17 protein-coding genes are annotated in these 18,048 nt (G+C 33.1%); 6 read left to right on the top strand and 11 right to left on the bottom strand.

Annotated elements, in window-relative coordinates; all coding sequences use genetic code 11:
- The 3 genes from cysS to K1X44_07120 form a co-directional block, all read right to left on the bottom strand.
- A partial coding sequence (cysS, locus tag K1X44_07130; protein MBX7147063.1) for a cysteine--tRNA ligase occupies positions 1-1,176 on the bottom strand: 1,176 nt, incomplete at its 3' end.
- A 5-nt stretch (positions 1,177-1,181) separates the two neighbouring features.
- Entirely contained in the window at positions 1,182-2,504 is a 1,323-nt protein-coding gene (gene gltX, locus K1X44_07125; protein ID MBX7147062.1) for a glutamate--tRNA ligase, read from the bottom strand.
- A gap of 2 nt (positions 2,505-2,506) precedes the next feature.
- Entirely contained in the window at positions 2,507-4,186 is a 1,680-nt protein-coding gene (locus K1X44_07120; GenBank protein MBX7147061.1) for an NAD+ synthase, read from the bottom strand.
- Positions 4,187-4,487: 301 nt separating this feature from the next.
- Here K1X44_07120 and K1X44_07115 point away from each other — a divergent pair, with 301 nt between their 5' ends.
- The 5 genes from K1X44_07115 to K1X44_07095 all read left to right on the top strand — a co-directional run bounded on the left by K1X44_07115 (position 4,488) and on the right by K1X44_07095 (position 9,059).
- Entirely contained in the window at positions 4,488-4,988 is a 501-nt protein-coding gene (locus K1X44_07115) for a hypothetical protein (protein ID MBX7147060.1), read from the top strand.
- Positions 4,989-5,232: 244 nt separating this feature from the next.
- Complete coding sequence (locus K1X44_07110; GenBank protein MBX7147059.1) at positions 5,233-5,985, top strand: hypothetical protein; 753 nt, start codon at positions 5,233-5,235, stop codon at positions 5,983-5,985.
- A gap of 169 nt (positions 5,986-6,154) precedes the next feature.
- Positions 6,155-6,898, top strand: coding sequence for a hypothetical protein (locus tag K1X44_07105; GenBank protein MBX7147058.1), 744 nt, complete (start codon positions 6,155-6,157; stop codon positions 6,896-6,898).
- A gap of 233 nt (positions 6,899-7,131) precedes the next feature.
- Positions 7,132-7,923, top strand: coding sequence for a hypothetical protein (locus tag K1X44_07100; GenBank protein ID MBX7147057.1), 792 nt, complete (start codon positions 7,132-7,134; stop codon positions 7,921-7,923).
- A gap of 320 nt (positions 7,924-8,243) precedes the next feature.
- Positions 8,244-9,059 (top strand): hypothetical protein, encoded by an 816-nt coding sequence (locus tag K1X44_07095; GenBank protein ID MBX7147056.1) that lies wholly within the window; start codon positions 8,244-8,246, stop codon positions 9,057-9,059.
- Between the two features lie 116 nt (positions 9,060-9,175).
- On the opposite strand, the gene K1X44_07090 is transcribed toward K1X44_07095, so the two are convergent.
- From K1X44_07090 to K1X44_07065, 6 genes are all read right to left on the bottom strand, one after another.
- Complete coding sequence (locus tag K1X44_07090) at positions 9,176-10,159, bottom strand: TauD/TfdA family dioxygenase (protein MBX7147055.1); 984 nt, start codon at positions 10,157-10,159, stop codon at positions 9,176-9,178.
- A 22-nt stretch (positions 10,160-10,181) separates the two neighbouring features.
- Positions 10,182-11,606, bottom strand: a complete 1,425-nt coding sequence (locus K1X44_07085; protein ID MBX7147054.1) for a methylaspartate mutase — start codon at positions 11,604-11,606, stop codon at positions 10,182-10,184.
- Between the two features lie 52 nt (positions 11,607-11,658).
- Positions 11,659-12,837: an aspartate kinase gene (locus K1X44_07080; GenBank protein ID MBX7147053.1), complete on the bottom strand. Its 1,179-nt coding sequence runs from the start codon at positions 12,835-12,837 to the stop codon at positions 11,659-11,661.
- Positions 12,818-13,888 carry an aspartate-semialdehyde dehydrogenase gene (locus K1X44_07075; protein MBX7147052.1) on the bottom strand — a complete coding sequence of 357 codons (1,071 nt, stop codon included), beginning with the start codon at positions 13,886-13,888 and terminating at the stop codon, positions 12,818-12,820. The genes K1X44_07080 and K1X44_07075 overlap by 20 nt, the downstream gene beginning before the upstream one ends.
- Positions 13,881-14,351: a cobalamin-dependent protein gene (locus K1X44_07070; protein ID MBX7147051.1), complete on the bottom strand. Its 471-nt coding sequence runs from the start codon at positions 14,349-14,351 to the stop codon at positions 13,881-13,883. Before K1X44_07070 ends, K1X44_07075 begins: the two co-directional genes overlap by 8 nt.
- A 75-nt stretch (positions 14,352-14,426) precedes the next feature.
- The gene (locus K1X44_07065; GenBank protein ID MBX7147050.1) at positions 14,427-15,380 is read right to left on the bottom strand and encodes a DMT family transporter; all 954 of its coding nucleotides are present in this window, start codon (positions 15,378-15,380) and stop codon (positions 14,427-14,429) included.
- 251 nt (positions 15,381-15,631) lie between these two features.
- On the opposite strand from K1X44_07065, the gene gcvA reads away from it, so the two are divergent.
- The gene (gcvA, locus tag K1X44_07060) at positions 15,632-16,630 is read left to right on the top strand and encodes a transcriptional regulator GcvA (protein ID MBX7147049.1); all 999 of its coding nucleotides are present in this window, start codon (positions 15,632-15,634) and stop codon (positions 16,628-16,630) included.
- Positions 16,631-16,632: 2 nt separating this feature from the next.
- On the opposite strand, the gene K1X44_07055 is transcribed toward gcvA, so the two are convergent.
- Both K1X44_07055 and K1X44_07050 read right to left on the bottom strand, forming a co-directional pair.
- Positions 16,633-17,592 (bottom strand): amino acid ABC transporter substrate-binding protein, encoded by a 960-nt coding sequence (locus tag K1X44_07055; GenBank protein ID MBX7147048.1) that lies wholly within the window; start codon positions 17,590-17,592, stop codon positions 16,633-16,635.
- A gap of 248 nt (positions 17,593-17,840) precedes the next feature.
- A partial coding sequence (locus K1X44_07050; GenBank protein ID MBX7147047.1) for a hypothetical protein occupies positions 17,841-18,048 on the bottom strand: 208 nt, incomplete at its 5' end.

Below are 18,048 nucleotides of genomic sequence, written 5' to 3'. Positions count from 1 at the left end.
ACTATATAAAATTTTATTTTTTAATTCAGATTTTTTTGTTAAATTATTTTCTTTATTTAATTGTGTGACCATTTCATGTAAGTGGGATAAAGCCAAGGGTATATTTAAATCGTCCCCTAATGCTTCAAAAATATTATCGATATTAATATTTTTGTTCTTTAGATCATTTGTAGGACAATCACGTAAAGCTAAATAAAATCTATCAAGTTGTGATTTTGCATCATGAAGAGTTTTTTCTGTTATATCTATAGGTTGGCGATAATGCCCAGAAAGTAAAGCCAGACGTATTGTTTCACCTGCAAAACCTTTTTCTAATAAATCGCGCACTGTAAAAAAATTGCCCAAAGATTTGGACATTTTTTCATTATTAACTTGGACAAAGCCATTATGCATCCAAAATTTGGCCAAGGGTTTTCCTTTATGATAACATTGGCTTTGCGCAATCTCATTTTCATGATGGGGAAAAATTAAATCCAATCCCCCCCCATGTATATCAAAAGTTTCCCCCAATAATGATGCAGACATCGCAGAACATTCAATATGCCAACCTGGGCGTCCGTGAACCCAGGGGCTATCCCACCCGGGTTGATCATCTGTGCTTGGTTTCCATAAAACAAAATCTGCCGGATGTTTTTTATAGGATGCAATTTCTACTCTTGCCCCTGCTATCATTTCATCTAAAGATCTTTGGGATAATTGACCATAATCATCCATAGAAGGTACGTGAAAAAGCACATGCCCATCAGCAACATAGGCATATTTTTTATCAATTAATCCCTGGATCATATCAATCATAGCGTCTATATAATCTGTTGCCTTGGGTTCAAATGTTGGCAACAAAGCATTCAACGCATACATATCTTGATGATATGCATCAATTGTGCGGGTTGTAAGGTCTTTGATATCTTCGTTATTTTTTTGGGCTATTTGGATAATTCTATCATCAATATCTGTAATATTGCGCACATAAGTCACATTTTTTATTCCATATTTATGCCGCAAAAGTCGAAATAATGTATCAAATACAACAACAGGTCTAGCATTGCCAATATGAGCATAATCATAAACAGTTGGACCACATACATATATACGTACATTATGAGGATCAATTGGATGAAAATCTTCTTTAACCCGGCTTAACGTATTAAAAAATTTAAGGGAAAAAGTATTCGCCATATTAATCATTGACACAAACGTTTAATAGTTTTTTGTCTACCTATCAAAGGTAAAAGATGTCGTAATTCAGGTCCATCTGTTCGCCCAGTTAAAGCTAATCTTAAAGGCATAAAAAGATCTTTACCTTTTTTACCTGTATTCTCTTTAACATGACTTATCCATATGTCCCAGGTTTTTGTATCCCATGGTTCATCCGGCAAAAGATCCACTGTTTGGCGCACAAAATTTTTATCCCCATTATCGACAACATTTATTGACCCATAAATAATTTCTACCCATTCTTTAATTTCATTTAAATTAATAACGTTCTTTTTTAAAATATCCCATAAATTTTTATCAATACGATCATTCGATAATTTTGTTTTAATAAGATCATAATCTAAATCATGAAAATATTGGCCATTCAAACGCCAAAGCTCGTCTTCGTCAAATCTGGGTGATGCTTTGCCAAATTTTTTCAAATCAAACCCCTTAATTAAATCAGCAAAGGTATAATGAATAACAATAGGATCCCCTGTCCCAATATGGGCTAAATAACTTCTTATAGCTGCAGGTTCAACCCCAGCATCCCGTAATTGTTGGATAGACAAACTGCCTAATCTTTTTGATAAACCTTCCCCATCCGCATTAACAAGTAAAGGTAGATGAGCAAAAGATGGTGGTTGTGCACCCAAAGCCTGAAAAAGTTGGATTTGTGTTGCTGTATTGGTTACATGATCACTGCCACGAATAACATGGGTAATCGATAAATCAATATCATCAACCACAGAAGGCAATGTGTAGAGATAACTTCCATCTTCACGAACAAGTATAGGGTCACTTTGGCTTGCTTCATTTACATGTTGGGGACCGCGCACAAGGTCATCCCAAGTCACATCAATGGGGTCAAGTTTAAAACGCCAATGGGGTTTTCGACCTTGCTGCTCGAAATTGTCACGCTCGCTTTGGGTTAAGTTTAAAGCAGCCCGATCATAAACAGGGGGTAATCCACGTTGCCTTTGTATTTTTCTTTTAAGATCAAGTTCTTCTGCTGTTTCATAACAAGGATATAATCTTGCTGATGCTTGAAGTTTTTTGACTGCAGCGTGATATAGATCATCCCGTTCTGATTGACGCGCGTAATGATCCCAAGATAATCCCAACCAAGTTAAATCCTCTTTTAAACCATTTTCATATTCAACTTTTGATCTTTCGCGATCTGTATCATCTAATCTTAGAAGAAATTGACCTTGATGAGCCAAAGCAAAAAGTTTGTTATTTAAGGCCAGAAAAATATTACCAATATGCAATCTTCCTGTTGGACTTGGCGCAAAACGTACCCTAATCATTTTTATTCCCCGAAAATCTTATAACCATTAGTTATGGGATAACGCCTGTCACGACCAAAAGCAAGAGGTGTTATTTTAACACCAGGTGCAGATTGACGTCTTTTATATTCAGCACGATCTAACAAATACCATACTTTTTGTACAATTTTTTTACTATGACCTTTTTTTACAATATCTTGCCATGTCATATTTAACTCAATAATACAATGTAAAATATCATCAAGCTGGTCATAAGGCGGTAAGCTATCTTGATCTTTTTGATTAGGACGAAGTTCAGCGGTGGGCGCCTTATGTAAAATAGAAGAGTTAATAATTTGTTTTTTTGGTCCTTTAAAATTATCAGGTTTATTTGTATTTCGCCATTCCACCAAACGATAAACCATAGTTTTATACACATCTTTTAATACATTAAATGCTCCACACATATCGCCATAAAGTGTGGCATAACCTACGGCCATTTCTGATTTATTACCTGTTGTTAAGACAAGTGATTTTGTTTTATTACTAAGGGCCATCAAAATTAATCCGCGTAATCGGCTTTGGATATTTTCATGGGTAATATCTATACCATTTTCTTGATCCAACACGGGATGCAAAATTTGATCAATAGCTCTCATCCCTGGTTCAATTGGTAAAATTTGAAAATCAATTCCTAAATTATCTGCACAATCTTTAGCATCAATGAAACTTTGTTGACTGGTATAAGGTGATGGTAAGAAGATTGAATGTACAGATTGAGAACCAAGAGCATCTACCGCAATGGCTGCAGTGAGGGCTGAATCTATACCCCCACTTAATCCCAAAAGAACTGATGAAAAGTTATTTTTTTGAATATAATCTTTTAATCCCAAAACTAAAGCTTGATAAATTTCTTCTTCAAAAACATTATCTAATAACAATCTTGGATTGATAATTTTTTTTTCCAATACCCAATGTTTTTTTTCTATATTCCATTTTTGGATAGTTATTTCTTCATTAAAAGATGTCATGTGTAAAACAGAGTCACCATTTTTATCTAAAACAAAAGAACCGCCATCAAAAACAATATCATCTTGCCCTCCAATTTGATTGACATAAATTAAAGGTAAACTTGTTTCTACAACACGTTTTTTAGTTTCATTTAATCTTAATTTTTTTTTACCTAAGTCAAAAGGGCTTGCATTACTAACAATTAAAATATCTGCATCTTGCTCTTTCAATTTTTTTGCAGGTTCAATGGACCAAATATCTTCACATACCATAACACCCAAATTAATTCCCTTATAATTTATTGGGGATGGAAAGTTTCCTGATTGAAATAATCTTTTATCATCAAATATCCCATAATTAGGTAATACAACTTTGCGTATAATATTTTGAATATGACCACTCGACATAAAAATTGCAGAATTATAAATATTACCTTCTTCAAACCAGGGGGCGCCAAGCAAAATAGCACAAGATTTATTAAGTGTCTGGTTTGATAATTTTTGTAAAGCAAAATAACAATCTTGCTGGAGGTTAGGTTGAAAAATTAAATCTTCAGGTGGATAGCCTATTAAGGCTAGTTCTGGAAAAATAACAAGATCTGCTTTAGCTTTTAATGCCCGTTGATAATAATCATTAATTAAAGATGCATTACCTTTTATATCTCCAACTTTTGGATTAATCTGGGCAAGCGCAAAAGAAAAATTTTCTACCATTAATATTTTATTCTAAATTATTTAAAGATTAAAAATCATTCTAAAACAAGATATAAAATTTAGCAAATTTTAAATTAAATTAAAATTTTAATAAAATTTTAAATAAACACATATATGTTTTATATAAGACAGTATATTAATAATACGATCCTTATATTTTTTAATAAAATGATAAAATTCTTGGTCACTCATCATCGATTTTTTATGTATATCGCTCCATCCTTAAAGTTAAGGCATTAAAATTAACTAGAATTTTAAAATGTCCTTTAAAACCAACAATAATAACAAAAGGATGTATATCATGCGAATTTTATATAAAACGTTACTTTATGGATCGGCTGCTGTATTTATAACAGCATCTAATCCAGTTATGGCGCAATCAAATGTTTTAACTACTATTCCCGCGGGTATTCCGGGAAATGTATCAAATATCCCTGCCAATAACTGTTCAACCAGAACAGATGTTACATGTGAGGAAGAATATGATTCAAATAAAAACTCCTACAATAGTAGCTTAAATCAAAATGTTGATAATCGCCCTCTTCCAAGTGAAAAAGTCCCAAACAAAGTCTTTATTAGATATCCTAGCCCTGAAATTACCCAGTTACAAACAAGGGCCATTAATCAAGGCTATATTATTTATGACAGTCCCTTTACTTGGCGTGAGGTAAATGCCTTAGATAATGGATGGTGGGACCATGATGCATCAAATGATGAAGTTAGTTCTTCTGTAAAAAGAAATGAAACTATCACAATTCCTGATGCAGCACCTAGCCCAATACCAGCGCCACAGAAAAAATAAAGAATCTGATTTCCTTGTTAAATAGAAAATCCTTATTCAAGGAATAAGGATTTTTTATTAACAATTTATTAATAAAGATTAATGAAAATTAACCATTTATTTATTTGATCCACAACATTCAAAATTCTATATTTATATAGCCTAATTTATATTTATATAGGCCTTATTTGATATTAAAGATGTTTGTACATCTACTATAATTCATTAAATTTTTAATATAATTTTCATAAAGGATAAAAGTAAAATGTCGTTAAGATTATTTAACTATGGTTTTATAACCATTATTTTAAGCCAAATGGTATTTATAAATACCTCTCATGCCCAATCTTCATCCTCAAGTTGTTATGGTGAAAATCTTGCTAATGAATGCAGCAGGCAATTTGATCAACAAAAACGTGGTAAAGTAACCATTAAATTTACCGATGGTTTTTTTGCAGGTTTAAATACTAGAACCTATGGTAATGAAGGTGGGCTCGCCTATTCAGCCCAGCCAGGTAAAGGGGTTTTGTCAGGAAATTTTAATGCCGGTACTAGTAGCGCTAAAGTTGCGAAAGGTGTTGCTGAAAACATTGTAGGTGGAAATAAAGCCACAAACATGCCTGGAAGAGGCGCTACTTACGATACAATTAATTATAAAAATGGTGATACTAAAACAATAACTTATACAGATAATAAAAAAACTACTGTCTTGGAAACTGAATATACAATTAATGATGGTAAAGGTGGTCAGATAAAAGTTGTTGTTGATAATTATGGTCAAGTTTCCATTACAACGACTAAGGGACCTCTTGATCCAGCTTTTGTTGCAAAGGTTGTTGATGAAATTACTGGGAAAGCTGGTTATGATATTGAGCTTCGTACATTTGCTGGTCCATTTAATAAAAATGGTTCCACAAATAACCTGACAGATAGAACTTTAAGTGATGACAAAAGTTTTGCTGCTAAAGCCAGTGAAAAAGCTAAATCTCCACCTAAAGATCCCAAAAGCCCTCTTTAATAATCCAACTATCATTTACTTAAAGAAACCTTTCTTTTCTAAAAGAAGAAAGGTTTCTTTTTGAAAAAAATTAACACTTTGTTAATATATTCATTTTAATGTTTTATAATTAAAAATTATTAATAAATATTTTTTATTATCAAATATTTTATATTATAAAGGTAATCCGATGCTTAATTTATTTAAACTAGCTATTTGTGGGATTATAGGTTTAATTAGTCAAACAGCTTTCGCCGCAAATGATTTTTGTACCTCAGGTTCCACAGCACTCTATTGTGAATTTTTAGGCAAACAGTTTGATCAGCAAATCCAAGGAAAAGTTTCAAAAAAATTTATCGATAATATATCTGGCAACATAATAACTCGAACTTTTGATGATGGGGGCATTCTTACCTATTCAACCGAGACTGGTAAGTCTTTTTTATCAGGTAATTTTCCACCTAAAAGTCAAAGTGCGAATGTAGCTCATGCTACAATCGATACTATGGTAGGTGGGGATAAGACAGTAAGTTCAGTCATATCAGGACCGAATTCGGAAAGAATTACCTATAAAAACGGTGATATAAAAAATATTAATTATACTGACAGTACAAAAACCAAAATTGATCAGGTCAGTTATCGTATTTATGATGGTAAAGGAGGTACAATCACAATATATGTGTCTAATACCGGGGAAGTCACTATTAACACAACCAATAAACCTTTTGATCCAGTTTTAGTTAAAAAAATAGTTGATGCGATTACTGAAGGTGCTGGTTATGAACGTGAACTTAATAGTTTTGCTGGACCTTTTAGTCAAAAAAGATCAGAAACATATTTTATGGATAGAACTTTAAATGATGATAAAAGTATTAGTGAAAAAAGAAATGAAGCTAAACAAAAGCAAAAAGACACACCCGCTAATGTGCGTTAATAAGGATCTTAAATAATCGTCATTTCATAAAATCTTCCTTCTCTAAAAATAAGAAAGGTTTATTTTGATGATATTAATAGAATTAACTATTTATTAACATTCATTAACAGAAATTAACCATCAATTTATTTGATAATAAAATTAATTTTTGTCATTATAACAAACATTAAATAGCTGAAAAATTTTAGCTATAATATTTATCCACCAAATTTTTTATATTAAAGGTTATACCCATGTTCAATCTGTCTAAAACCCTTATTTATGGTTTTGCAGCTACCATAATTACCCAAACTGCATTTGCACAAGATGTTAATAGTTGTATTTATGCGACTGATCCAGCTGCTGCTTGTGGTGCATCTGTTGAAAATCAACAACCACCTTTTGCTGCCGATTATCCTGGAAAAAAACTTGACCAACAAACCCGTGGAAAACTTTATACAAGATATACAGACAGCCTTTCTGGCGGTATGCAAGTAAGAACATTTGAAAAAGATGGAAGTCTTACCTATTCAACCCAACCTGGTAAAGGTGAATTAAAAGGTGCCTTTAACGCTGGTACACGTGGTGCTCAAACTACAAAAGCCGTTATGGATAAAAACATAGGTCAAGGTAAAGCACCAAAAATTAGCGTTGTATTAGCAGGCCGCAAAGTTGATTTTTATGCTAATTTTGATGTAAAATCTGTAGATATCAAAACTGGTGATACTATTTATGTTGCTAATGATGGCAAGGGAGGCCAGATTAAAGTATCTGTCGCTCCAAATGGATCTGTCACAATTGAAACAACAAAAAAACCTGTTGATCCAGCTTTCGTTAAAAAGATAGTTGACGAAATTACTGAAGGTGCTGGGTTTGGCCGTGAACTTAATACACTTGTTGGTAATTTTCCACGTCCAGGTAATCCAGAGACAAACAGTTTAGTACCTGATCACACTTATAATGATGATAAAAATATGAGCGAAAAAAGAAGCGAAAAAGCCAAACAACCACATGAGCCTAATAAAAACCCACCTGAAATAAAATAATATTACAATAATTTGTTTCATAAGGTTGTTTATTAAATCCCCCTCTCTTTGGAGGGGGATTAATTTATTGTATTATTATTATAATTCTTGTATAAAATTACGATAATTCAGATTATTTTAGAAAATTAATGAGATTTTAATCATTTTTGTTCATTATTATCTTACAATTTATAAGATTCCATGTATAATATTTTTATATTTTAATTATTAATTATTCAAAAAATATTATATTAGTTTTCTTTGTAGAAATTTGTATGAGTATTTTATTTATAAAAAATATAATTCAAACTAACAAATACAAATCAATAATGTATTTATTGATGCTTATTATCTTTTCAATAAATACACCGTGGGTATATGCACAAACACCAGATCAACAAAGTGAAATAGTATCCACCAAAGCTTCGTGCTTACCCGGTCAATACTATGCAGCATCATGTTTATATATAGCCTTTCAAAAAATTAAATCCTTAAAAAGTGCAAAACAGTACGCTCTCAACCCAAACCAACGTGATATAGATATGGGGGATGGTTTTGTTACACGTTATTATGAAGATGGGGAAAAGGCTTTTTATAGTTTAGAGGCGCAAAAAAGTGGAATCGGTGCCATAATTCCTAGTGGACCCACAGCAAAAGCATTTAACGATGCAGGACAAGAGCTTTTAGGTAAAGGAAGCGATATTGTTCAAAAAAATAGTTCCGATGAAAAAGATATAATAGGCTATCGGAATGGAGATATAAAAAGCGTTAACCGTAAAACAGGTGATACAACTTATAGTTTAAATAACGTAAAAGGTAGGCCTGTTTTAGTTACTGTCAGAGCTGATGGCAGCGTTATTATTGATACACCTAAACCACCCACAGACCCCGATTTAATTAAAGAAATTTTAAGCACTGTGGATAAAGTAATGGGATACAATCGTAATTCCCAAAAAATTGGTCCTTTTAACAATTCTAATTCATCGGAATACAATCCATTAGCTAATGATTTTTCAACAAATGATGTAGATGAAAAAGGTATGTCAGTCCGTACAAAAGAAAGAGATCGCTTAATAACTATACCTGCACTTGATTATAAGGGACCTAAAAATTTACCCTCACCTGACCCACAACCTTCACCCCATCCACAGCCTTAATCATAATGTGACTTAAGATTAATATCTTATTTCAATAATTTATATTATTAATCATAAAAATTTTATTACTCTTTACCCCCTAAGTATAAATTTTTATGCTTAGGAGGTAATTTATTTCAATGTACCCTATTTTGGCCAGTCCATCTATATCTTATATCCCATATAGAATGACGAATATAAGTTCTTTGCAGCCAACGATCATGTCCATCAAAGGTTGCCGTATATTCTGTGCGTGCATGTACACCCTTGCGGTTATTTAATAATAATACTTCTCCTGGTTGCAAATGTACTTTACGTGATACATCAGAACGTCCACATATTTCTTTTAAATGTTCAAAAGCTTTTTCTGCTTCATTTGTTAAAGGCTTAACCCCATTTGCAGCAATAGAAATTTCTGGATATTGTTCAGAACCAGATATAATGGGTAAATCTTTAGAATAAACAACTTGGCCACTTACTTGTTCCCGGCTGTATGTGCTAGGTGCATTCATTTTAAATAAAGGTGATCTTAAAATAATCTTATCATGTTCAGTTAATTTATTACAAATATCGCGTGCATCAGCATAATAAGTGTAAGCTTCCCCTTTTGGATCAGATTTAACACAAAATAAAATAAGAAAATCAGGATTACTTACATGATAAAAACCACTGTCATCATAAACAGCATCATTATGAAAATTTAAAAATACTTTATATCCTTGATTAGACTGGGTATATCCACCTTGTTCAACCGGAACCACATCATGAATAACTTGACCAGATTTTTCACTTTTATATCCCAATGGCTCTCCCACAATTTGGGATAAACCCAAAAGACACGCCTCTGTTACAAAGGTTTGTTTCATCATACTGGGATATCCATCCATAGGTGTTGGGGGTAATGTGCTATCAACTGGAAAATTTTTTAATAATATTACCCCATCGCTATCTGGAAATCGTGCAAAATGAAAAATTTCTTTTAAAATACCTTTTGGTAAATTAGCAAAAATTGGATAAATATCTAATAAAAAATTCTCCAAATCTTTGTAAGGAGAAGGTAACTTCATCAAAGTTGAAAGTAATAATTTTTTTGTATCATCAGGTAAGGTTATTATATTCATTTTTTTTCCTATATTTTATAATTTATAAGTTACTGTATTTTTCATACAAGGATTGTTCAGATTGAATGTGTTTTTTATACGCTGGCTTTGAAAAATAAAGTATATCTCCTTCAATTTTTGTAAATAGACTATTATTGGCTTTATGCAACAAAGAATCTTGTAATAATTTTGTATTACGTCTCTTGGTTGTATCACTAAGTTTCAAATTACCAAAACGGTGGTAACGTATTGCGCCCGATTGATCGCGCATAGGTAAAATATTTGAATGAGCATAACGGCTTGCACTAAAAGGTATATCTAATGTACCTTGGGCAAACCCATCGGTAATTGCTTGATACATATTTTCATGTTGTAAAATAGGTTCTAAAATTTCTTCTGTTTCACGTATAATCCAAAATTCTTCTTCTTCAACTGCTTCTTGTTCAATTACAATAAAATCAAATATATTGCTTGAAGCCATTCTTGCTGTCCATATTCCTGCAATATTTGCGTCAACACTTGGAATACCAAGAGCTTCTTCATATGTTTTCGTAATTAACTTTGTAGCTTTTCCTTTCACTGCAGTTAAAGCACCATAAAAAATTAATGCTTCTGCTTCAAATCTTTCTTTAGGAAAAGGTCCCATATATTCATGAAATACTGGAAAAACATCAACCTGATTACTAATAAATTTTTTGCTTAATGTCCGTATAGCTTTCAAAGTTGCAATATCTTGGATAAAATGGCCCGTTTGACAGCATGCTATAGACAAACAACGCACCCCTTGTGCCGCTGCCAACATTCCTTCAAGCATGGTAATTGCCAGACTTATTGAAGGTGGCATTAAAACTGCTGTTAATGTACCAAATAATTCTCGATCAACAATAATATTTTCTTGCGCTAAAACACCACATAATTGATCAACGTAACGCCACGCATCTAAAGAATGGGACAAAGGTATTTCTTTACAATATGGTAAATTATAACATATCCCACCACCTTCAAACGATGTAATTCCAGAAGCTATTGCCATTTCAAAAAGCAATCTTGCATCAGGTGAGCCATGTCGTATCTCAAGAGGTACCTTAATAGCTTGATTAATCTCTTGTCCTAACTTCCAACCATGACTTACCAAAGGGTAACCATTAAGATGATCGGGTGCTTCTTTCAGGATGTGTGTGGCTTTATCGAACTTTGCTAATCTTGTATGCGCATCAATTGTCAAAGACAAAATATTCGGATGTGCTTTATTTTCCAAATTCTGTAAAAGTGAAAGCATTTTAGCATGTTCGCCAACACCACAGCGTGGCTGTAAAAGAAGATTATTTTCTTTATCCGCTTCAAATAAAAGTTGATGTACGGTTGGTTTTTTAAGATTTTGAATATAATGAATGGTCTGCTGACGTGACGGCAATAAATAGCGTTCTAAAAGACCAGAATCTAATTCATCTTTGGGGTCATTTATCATTATTATACCCTTAGTATTTTAATATAAATTTTTATTTATATACTCATGAAAATTAACTTTCAGAATGAATAGATTTTTTATTCGGATATAAAGAGAAAAATTCCTTAGCATAACGTTTTTTTTGCTCTTCTGAATTATTAACTCTGGAATTATTTTCAGGTTCTTCTTGTAATTCATAAAGTTGATTATGTATTTGCTGGCCAATTTCTATTAATTTATCATCAGGCACAATAAATCTTTCTATACCATTTTCTTCAGTAAATTTCGTTAATAACTTGCCAGGTTCAATATTAACCGAAACACCTTTTTGATGTAAGAATTTTTTAACATCAAAAAAGCCACATGTTACAACAATTATATGAGGTTTATTTGCATCTGGTATAACAATTGGAACATTATCTTCTTTTAAGAATTCCATTGCATTTAAAGCTTGTTCTTCATTTTCAAATGATAAAACAACAGAGCGTTGATCTACAATAACAGCTTTAACTGGTGTGCCTTTTCCAATAGAGGTACCAATATGATAGTCACTATGATTTAAATGACATACAATATCAACACCATGTTGTTGCGCAAAACTAATGGCACGGTGATGCATAACTTTTGCACCTGATAAAGACATTTCCAAAACTGATTCAAAAGGTACTGAGGGAAGAAGTCTGGTATTATCAATAAGATTAGGATCTGCACTATAAATACCAGCTACATCTGAATAGATTTCACATTTTGGCAATCCTAGAGCAACAGCTAAAATAATCGCTGTTAAATCAGAACTATTTTTACCTAGCCATGTTGGTCTATTCTTAATATCAGTTGCTTGGCCACCTGGTACAATAACAACATCTTTTTCAACAAAAGTATCTAACATAGCGTGGCTGCTAAATGATCTGAGACGTGCTCTTGAAAAATGACTATCTGTTAAGATATTGATTTGATACCCTGTTAAAACAGAAACACTAACACCACAAGCTTCTAATGCTATACGCAAAAGATTTGCACCCATCGTATCAGCAAGCGGCAGAAATGAATCTACGGCTTCGGGCGAAATGTTAGGATTAACACTTAAAGCAAGTTCGCGCATTTGTTCTGTCAATCCTGACATAGCACTGACGACGACGACCAATTTTTTACTATCCGTTTGAAGCCGGTTTCGCAAAAAATAAGCAATCTTAAAAAAATCTTCTGTATCGGTGAATGTTGATCCACCAAATTTAAGCACATGCATTGACATTATATTGCTCCTTTCCTAAAAAAATTTCAGCTATTTGAATCGCATTAAGAGCTGCACCAATTCTCAGATTATCTGCAACAAGCCATAACCATCCAGCTTTAGGATTATCTGGATCCACACGTACACGTCCCACATGAACATGATCAAAATTATTTATAGTACGTGGGGTTGGATATCCCTCTAACCCTTGCCCTTCATATACAGTTACTTCAGGTTGTTTGGCAAGCATCGTCAAAATATTTTTTTGATCCAAATGATGATCACATTCAAAATAAACTGCCTCAGAATGACAATTAACAACAGGAACACGTACACAAGTTGCACTTACAAGAAGTTCTGGCTTATCCATAATTTTTCTTGATTCTTGACGCATTTTTTGTTCTTCCAACGTAAAACCAGTTTCTAATCTTGTATCAATATCGGGAATAAGATTAAAAGCTAATGTTGTTGAAAACTTTTTTGATGAAGGTAAAGTTTCATTATTATGTAAACTTTTATCTGTATTTTCTATCAAATCATTAATACCACTTAATCCCCGACCCGAGGCTGCTTGATAGGTACTAACAATAATCTTTTTAAGATTATAATACTGATCAATTGGTTTTAGCAAACGAACTAAAGGTATTGTTGAGCAATTTGGGTTTGCAATAACACCAGATTTTGGCTTTTGATAAAGAAGATGCCCGTTAACTTGGGGTACAACTAATGGGGTTTGATGGTCCATTCTAAAAGCATTTGTGTTATCAATAACAATTACACCTTTATCCGTTGCTTTTTTTACCCATTCTTGGCTAATGCCAGTCCCTGCTGAAAAGAAAGCAAGATTAACTTGCCCAAAATCAAATTCAGCCAAATCATGGATAGGATAATCTACATTTTTAACTTTTAAATGTTTACCTTTAGATTTTGCTGACGCCACAAGATAAAGATTATCGTAATAAAAATTTCTTTCTTCAAACAAAGAGATAAGTGTCGTACCAACGGCACCCGTTGCTCCAACAATTGCAATATTGATAGGGTTAAGTACATTTTTTGTATAAGGGTTATGCATAGAGATATTCCTGGTTTTGGATTTGAGATTGATCAATTAAGGTTCTAAGAACAGTTAGCAGCTGATCAGGTGTTTCAAGAATAATATCAACACCAAGTTTTTTAAGATTAGAATGTAAATTTTTCTCCTTTTCACTTCCAACTGATAAATTACCCCCTAAAATAATTGGACAATTTACATTGTATTTCTTTTTCAAACTTTCTAATTCTTGAAGATCCTCTGCAGCATGTCCATTAAGACTACCAATTACAATAGCTATAGCGGAAGAATTTTCCATATACGCATCCATAAAATCTTGAACAGGTGTACATGCGCCTAAATTGACTACATCAAATCCACAATCACGTAAATAAATTGCAATTAAATGATTTGCAACAATATGCGCATCACTTTCTGCAACACCTAAAATAATTTTAGGTTTGCTGGAATGGGTTTTAGTATCAAAAGAGTGATATAACCCCATGGATACAGGATTGTTTGATATAAATTCATTGGAAAAAGTAGATATAATATTATTCATAGTCATGTTTAAATCTCCCTAGGCAAAATTTTTAACTTTAGAAAATGAAGGTTTCAGTGACCAATTTAAATTGACACCTAAACCTCCTAAAATAATTAAGGCAATTCCTAATCCTTGAAGCCAATGAATTGTATGGCCATAAATTAAATAATCAAAGAAAACCGCCATCACCGGATAAATAAAAGATAAAACCGCAATTAAAGGTGTTGGTAGTTTAGGATAGGCTGAATACATCAACACATACATAATGCATGTATGGATGAGCCCCATACCACCTAAATAAAGCCAATGTTTATCTATGGTCATGGGAACTAGGTCAAATGTAACAAAGGGAAAAAGAAGTATTGATCCTAAAGTTACTTGGATCAATGTCGTAATATGAGGTCTAACTCCTTTTAATCCTTTGCCTATAATTGTCGAACATCCATAAAGAAATGCCGCAACTAGAGAACAAATTATTCCTTGAAAATAACTTTCATTAAAATCAAAACTTGAAGTTGAAAATTTAATAATATCTGTGACCAGAACAACCCCAATAAAGGCTGCTATAATCCAACCAATTTTATTCATTGTAATGGTTTCTTTAAAAAAGAAAGCTCCAAGTAAGACAACATAAAAAGGTTGGGTATGGTACACGACCGTCCCCAATGTTATGCCGCCCGTACCTGCCCCACTTTTCGTAATCAGATCAAATGATTTAAAAAGTAAGACCCAGTTAAAAACAATACAAGCACCCCCTAGTAAAATGAGGATCAATTTCCTTTTGTCTAAACCAGTATCTTTAAAATAGCCACGTAGTACGCAAAACGTTGCCATAAAAATAACCCCAAAAAGACATCGAAAAAACACAACATTAAAGCTGGTCTGTACGATGGATTGCGCTTCGGTTGCAAAGATTCCTACCGTCCCGGACAGAATCATTGCAAGAATTAATTGGATTGCACCAATTGATTTTTTTTGATGAGTAAACATTATATTCCTTGCATAACAAGAATTTTGGATTTATATTGAGTGATAAGTATAAAAGTCATTGTTTTTCCCTCTATTTTGACTGGATATACGCTAAAAAATGATTTGGTTGTTTGGACATATAATTTAAATTAGTTACGTGAGTAAATTTCATAAAATACGTGCCCCCTTTATTCATTAATCGTACAGAATTATATGGCGCTTTTTTGTACTTAACAAATTCAAACATCTAATCATTAATATGAGCTAAATTCATGGAATTTTCTTCTAAACAACTTCCTTCCCTTTCGGCCCTTAGAGTTTTCGAAATTAGTTCGAAATCTCTTAGTTTTACTAAGGCTGCTGTAGAATTAGGCATTAGTCAGAGTGCTGTTAGTCATCAAATTAAAGCTCTTGAAACATTTCTTGGGGTACAACTTTTTATTCGCGATAAGACAAAACTTTTACTTAGCCCCGAAGGGGAAGTCTTAGCTGATTCAATGCATAAGGCCTTTGATATTCTTCACGAATCAGTTGATAAAATACGTTCAGGTAGTACCAGCCGCTCTTTGAATGTCAGCGTTTTCTTCACTTTTTCTGTTAAATGGCTTCTCCCCCATCTTCAATCATTCCGCACCCAATATCCTGATATTGATATACGTGTTGAAGCTAAGGATAGTTTATGTAATTTTACATCAGACCGAATTGATGTGGCGATAAGATATGGCGCTGGGGTTTATCCGAATTTAATCTCTGAACTCTTACGAAGAGAGCAGGTTTTTGCTGTGTGCAGCCCAAAATTTTTAGAAGAGAATCATGTGAAATCTTTTTCTGATCTTGAAAAAGTAACATTATTACATGATGAAGGAAGAAATCTTTTCCCCGAAGGACCTGATTGGGCTATTTGGCTTCAAAGGGCAAGTTATCTTCCCATTAAACCAACCAAGAACCTTTATTTTACCCATTCCAATTTAGCCTTACAAGCTGCGATTGACTCCCAAGGTGTTGCGCTTGGTCGTACTGCCCTGGTTGCGGACGACATAAAACAAGGTAAACTTATGAGATTATTTGATGTCGAAATTTTTTCGGATAATTCTTATTATCTTGTTTACCCTCAAACCAAAGATCATAAAATTACGCTTCAAGCTTTCCGCCGTTGGATTGCAGACGAAATTAATAAAGATCCAATTTTTAAAACTACGGCAAATAGTGGTAATAATAGCAATATAAGACATAGACCAGAATCTTTTTCTCTTAGTCCTTTAACTTATTAATATTAATTAAAAGGTGGGGCATAAATTAACCCACCTCTGCTCCACAAATCATTAAGGGCACGGGGCAATTTTAATTCCGATAAAACACCAAAATGTCTATCAAACAATTCGCCATAATTGCCTGTTTGCAAGGCTATTTGGCTAATCCAATCTTCGGGTAATGTCATCACATTAGTTGCTTCCATAATTTTATTTTGGATCCGTGCTACAATAGTTTGATGGACTGTATCACTTTGAATTGTTGAGGAGGATACCCCAACCTCTTCTAACATTATTAAAGCATAAAAAACCCATCTGACAATTTTCCACCATTTTTCATCGCCTTCGGCCACAAAAGGTCCCATAGGTTCTTTAGAAATCATGTCGGGTAAAATGATATGGTCATCTGGTGATGATAATTGATTTCGCTCAGCAGCAAGAGCTGTCCTATCAAGAACATAGGCATGATATTGACCAGAAAGATATTCTTTCATGGCTTCTTCAGGTGTGGCAAAGCTACGGACAGAAAATCCCCGTTGTCTACTGCTGAAAAAATCAGATAAATTTTGTGCTGTTGTCGTCCCTGCTTGAATAGCAAATCTTGGTTCATCTATTTCTAAAATATTGTTAATTTTTAATTTTTTTGGTGATAAAAAACCTTCACTATCATAATAAATAACACCAACAAAGGTAATACCAAGTTCAATATCACGCGATAATGTCCCTGTTGCGTTAGCCGTTAAAATATCAACATCTCCTTTTGCTAAGGAAGTAAACCGATCTTGTGGGGCCAAAGGTATAAATTCTACTAATCCTTTATCTCCTAATGTTGCAGCCGCAACTGCTTGGGCAAAATCTACATCAAAACCACGCCATATACCTAAATTATCTTTGTAGGATAAAGGCCTAATACCTTGGCTTACCCCCGCACGCAGGGTACCACGACGTATAATCTTTTTTAAGGTTGGACAAGGGATAGGCAATGTAAAAATCCTTTTAAATATTTAAAATAAACAAGACCGCTTTTGATATATTCTTGCTTCCAAGTTAGAGCATATGTCAAGCCCTGATTCACTACCTTATAATGCTCAACTATAAAATAATTTCATATATCAAATTAGTATAATTCATACATAAGGAATATTTTTGTCGTAGTTTTTCTAAAAAATCATCAAATAAATATCTACTGATTCGGTCATAAATATAATAAAATTTTTAATCAAATTTAGCATCAACAACCAATTTGAAATGAAGTTACCTTTCCATCACCAAGAAGATACGATATTTTTTTCTCAATAATTTTAAATTCTTTTTTAGTAAAAGAATAAAAGGGTTTTATTTTTATTTTCCAATTATTTTTTTGCCTTGGATATGACCAAACAGCATGAACTTGTCCATCTTTTAAAATACCCGGTGAAATCCACCCTGCGGTACCATAA

This window comes from Alphaproteobacteria bacterium (assembly GCA_019695395.1).
In the GTDB taxonomy this organism is placed as follows: Bacteria; Pseudomonadota; Alphaproteobacteria; order JAEUKQ01; family JAIBAD01; genus JAIBAD01.
This window is presented reverse-complemented; position numbering and strand designations above follow the sequence as displayed.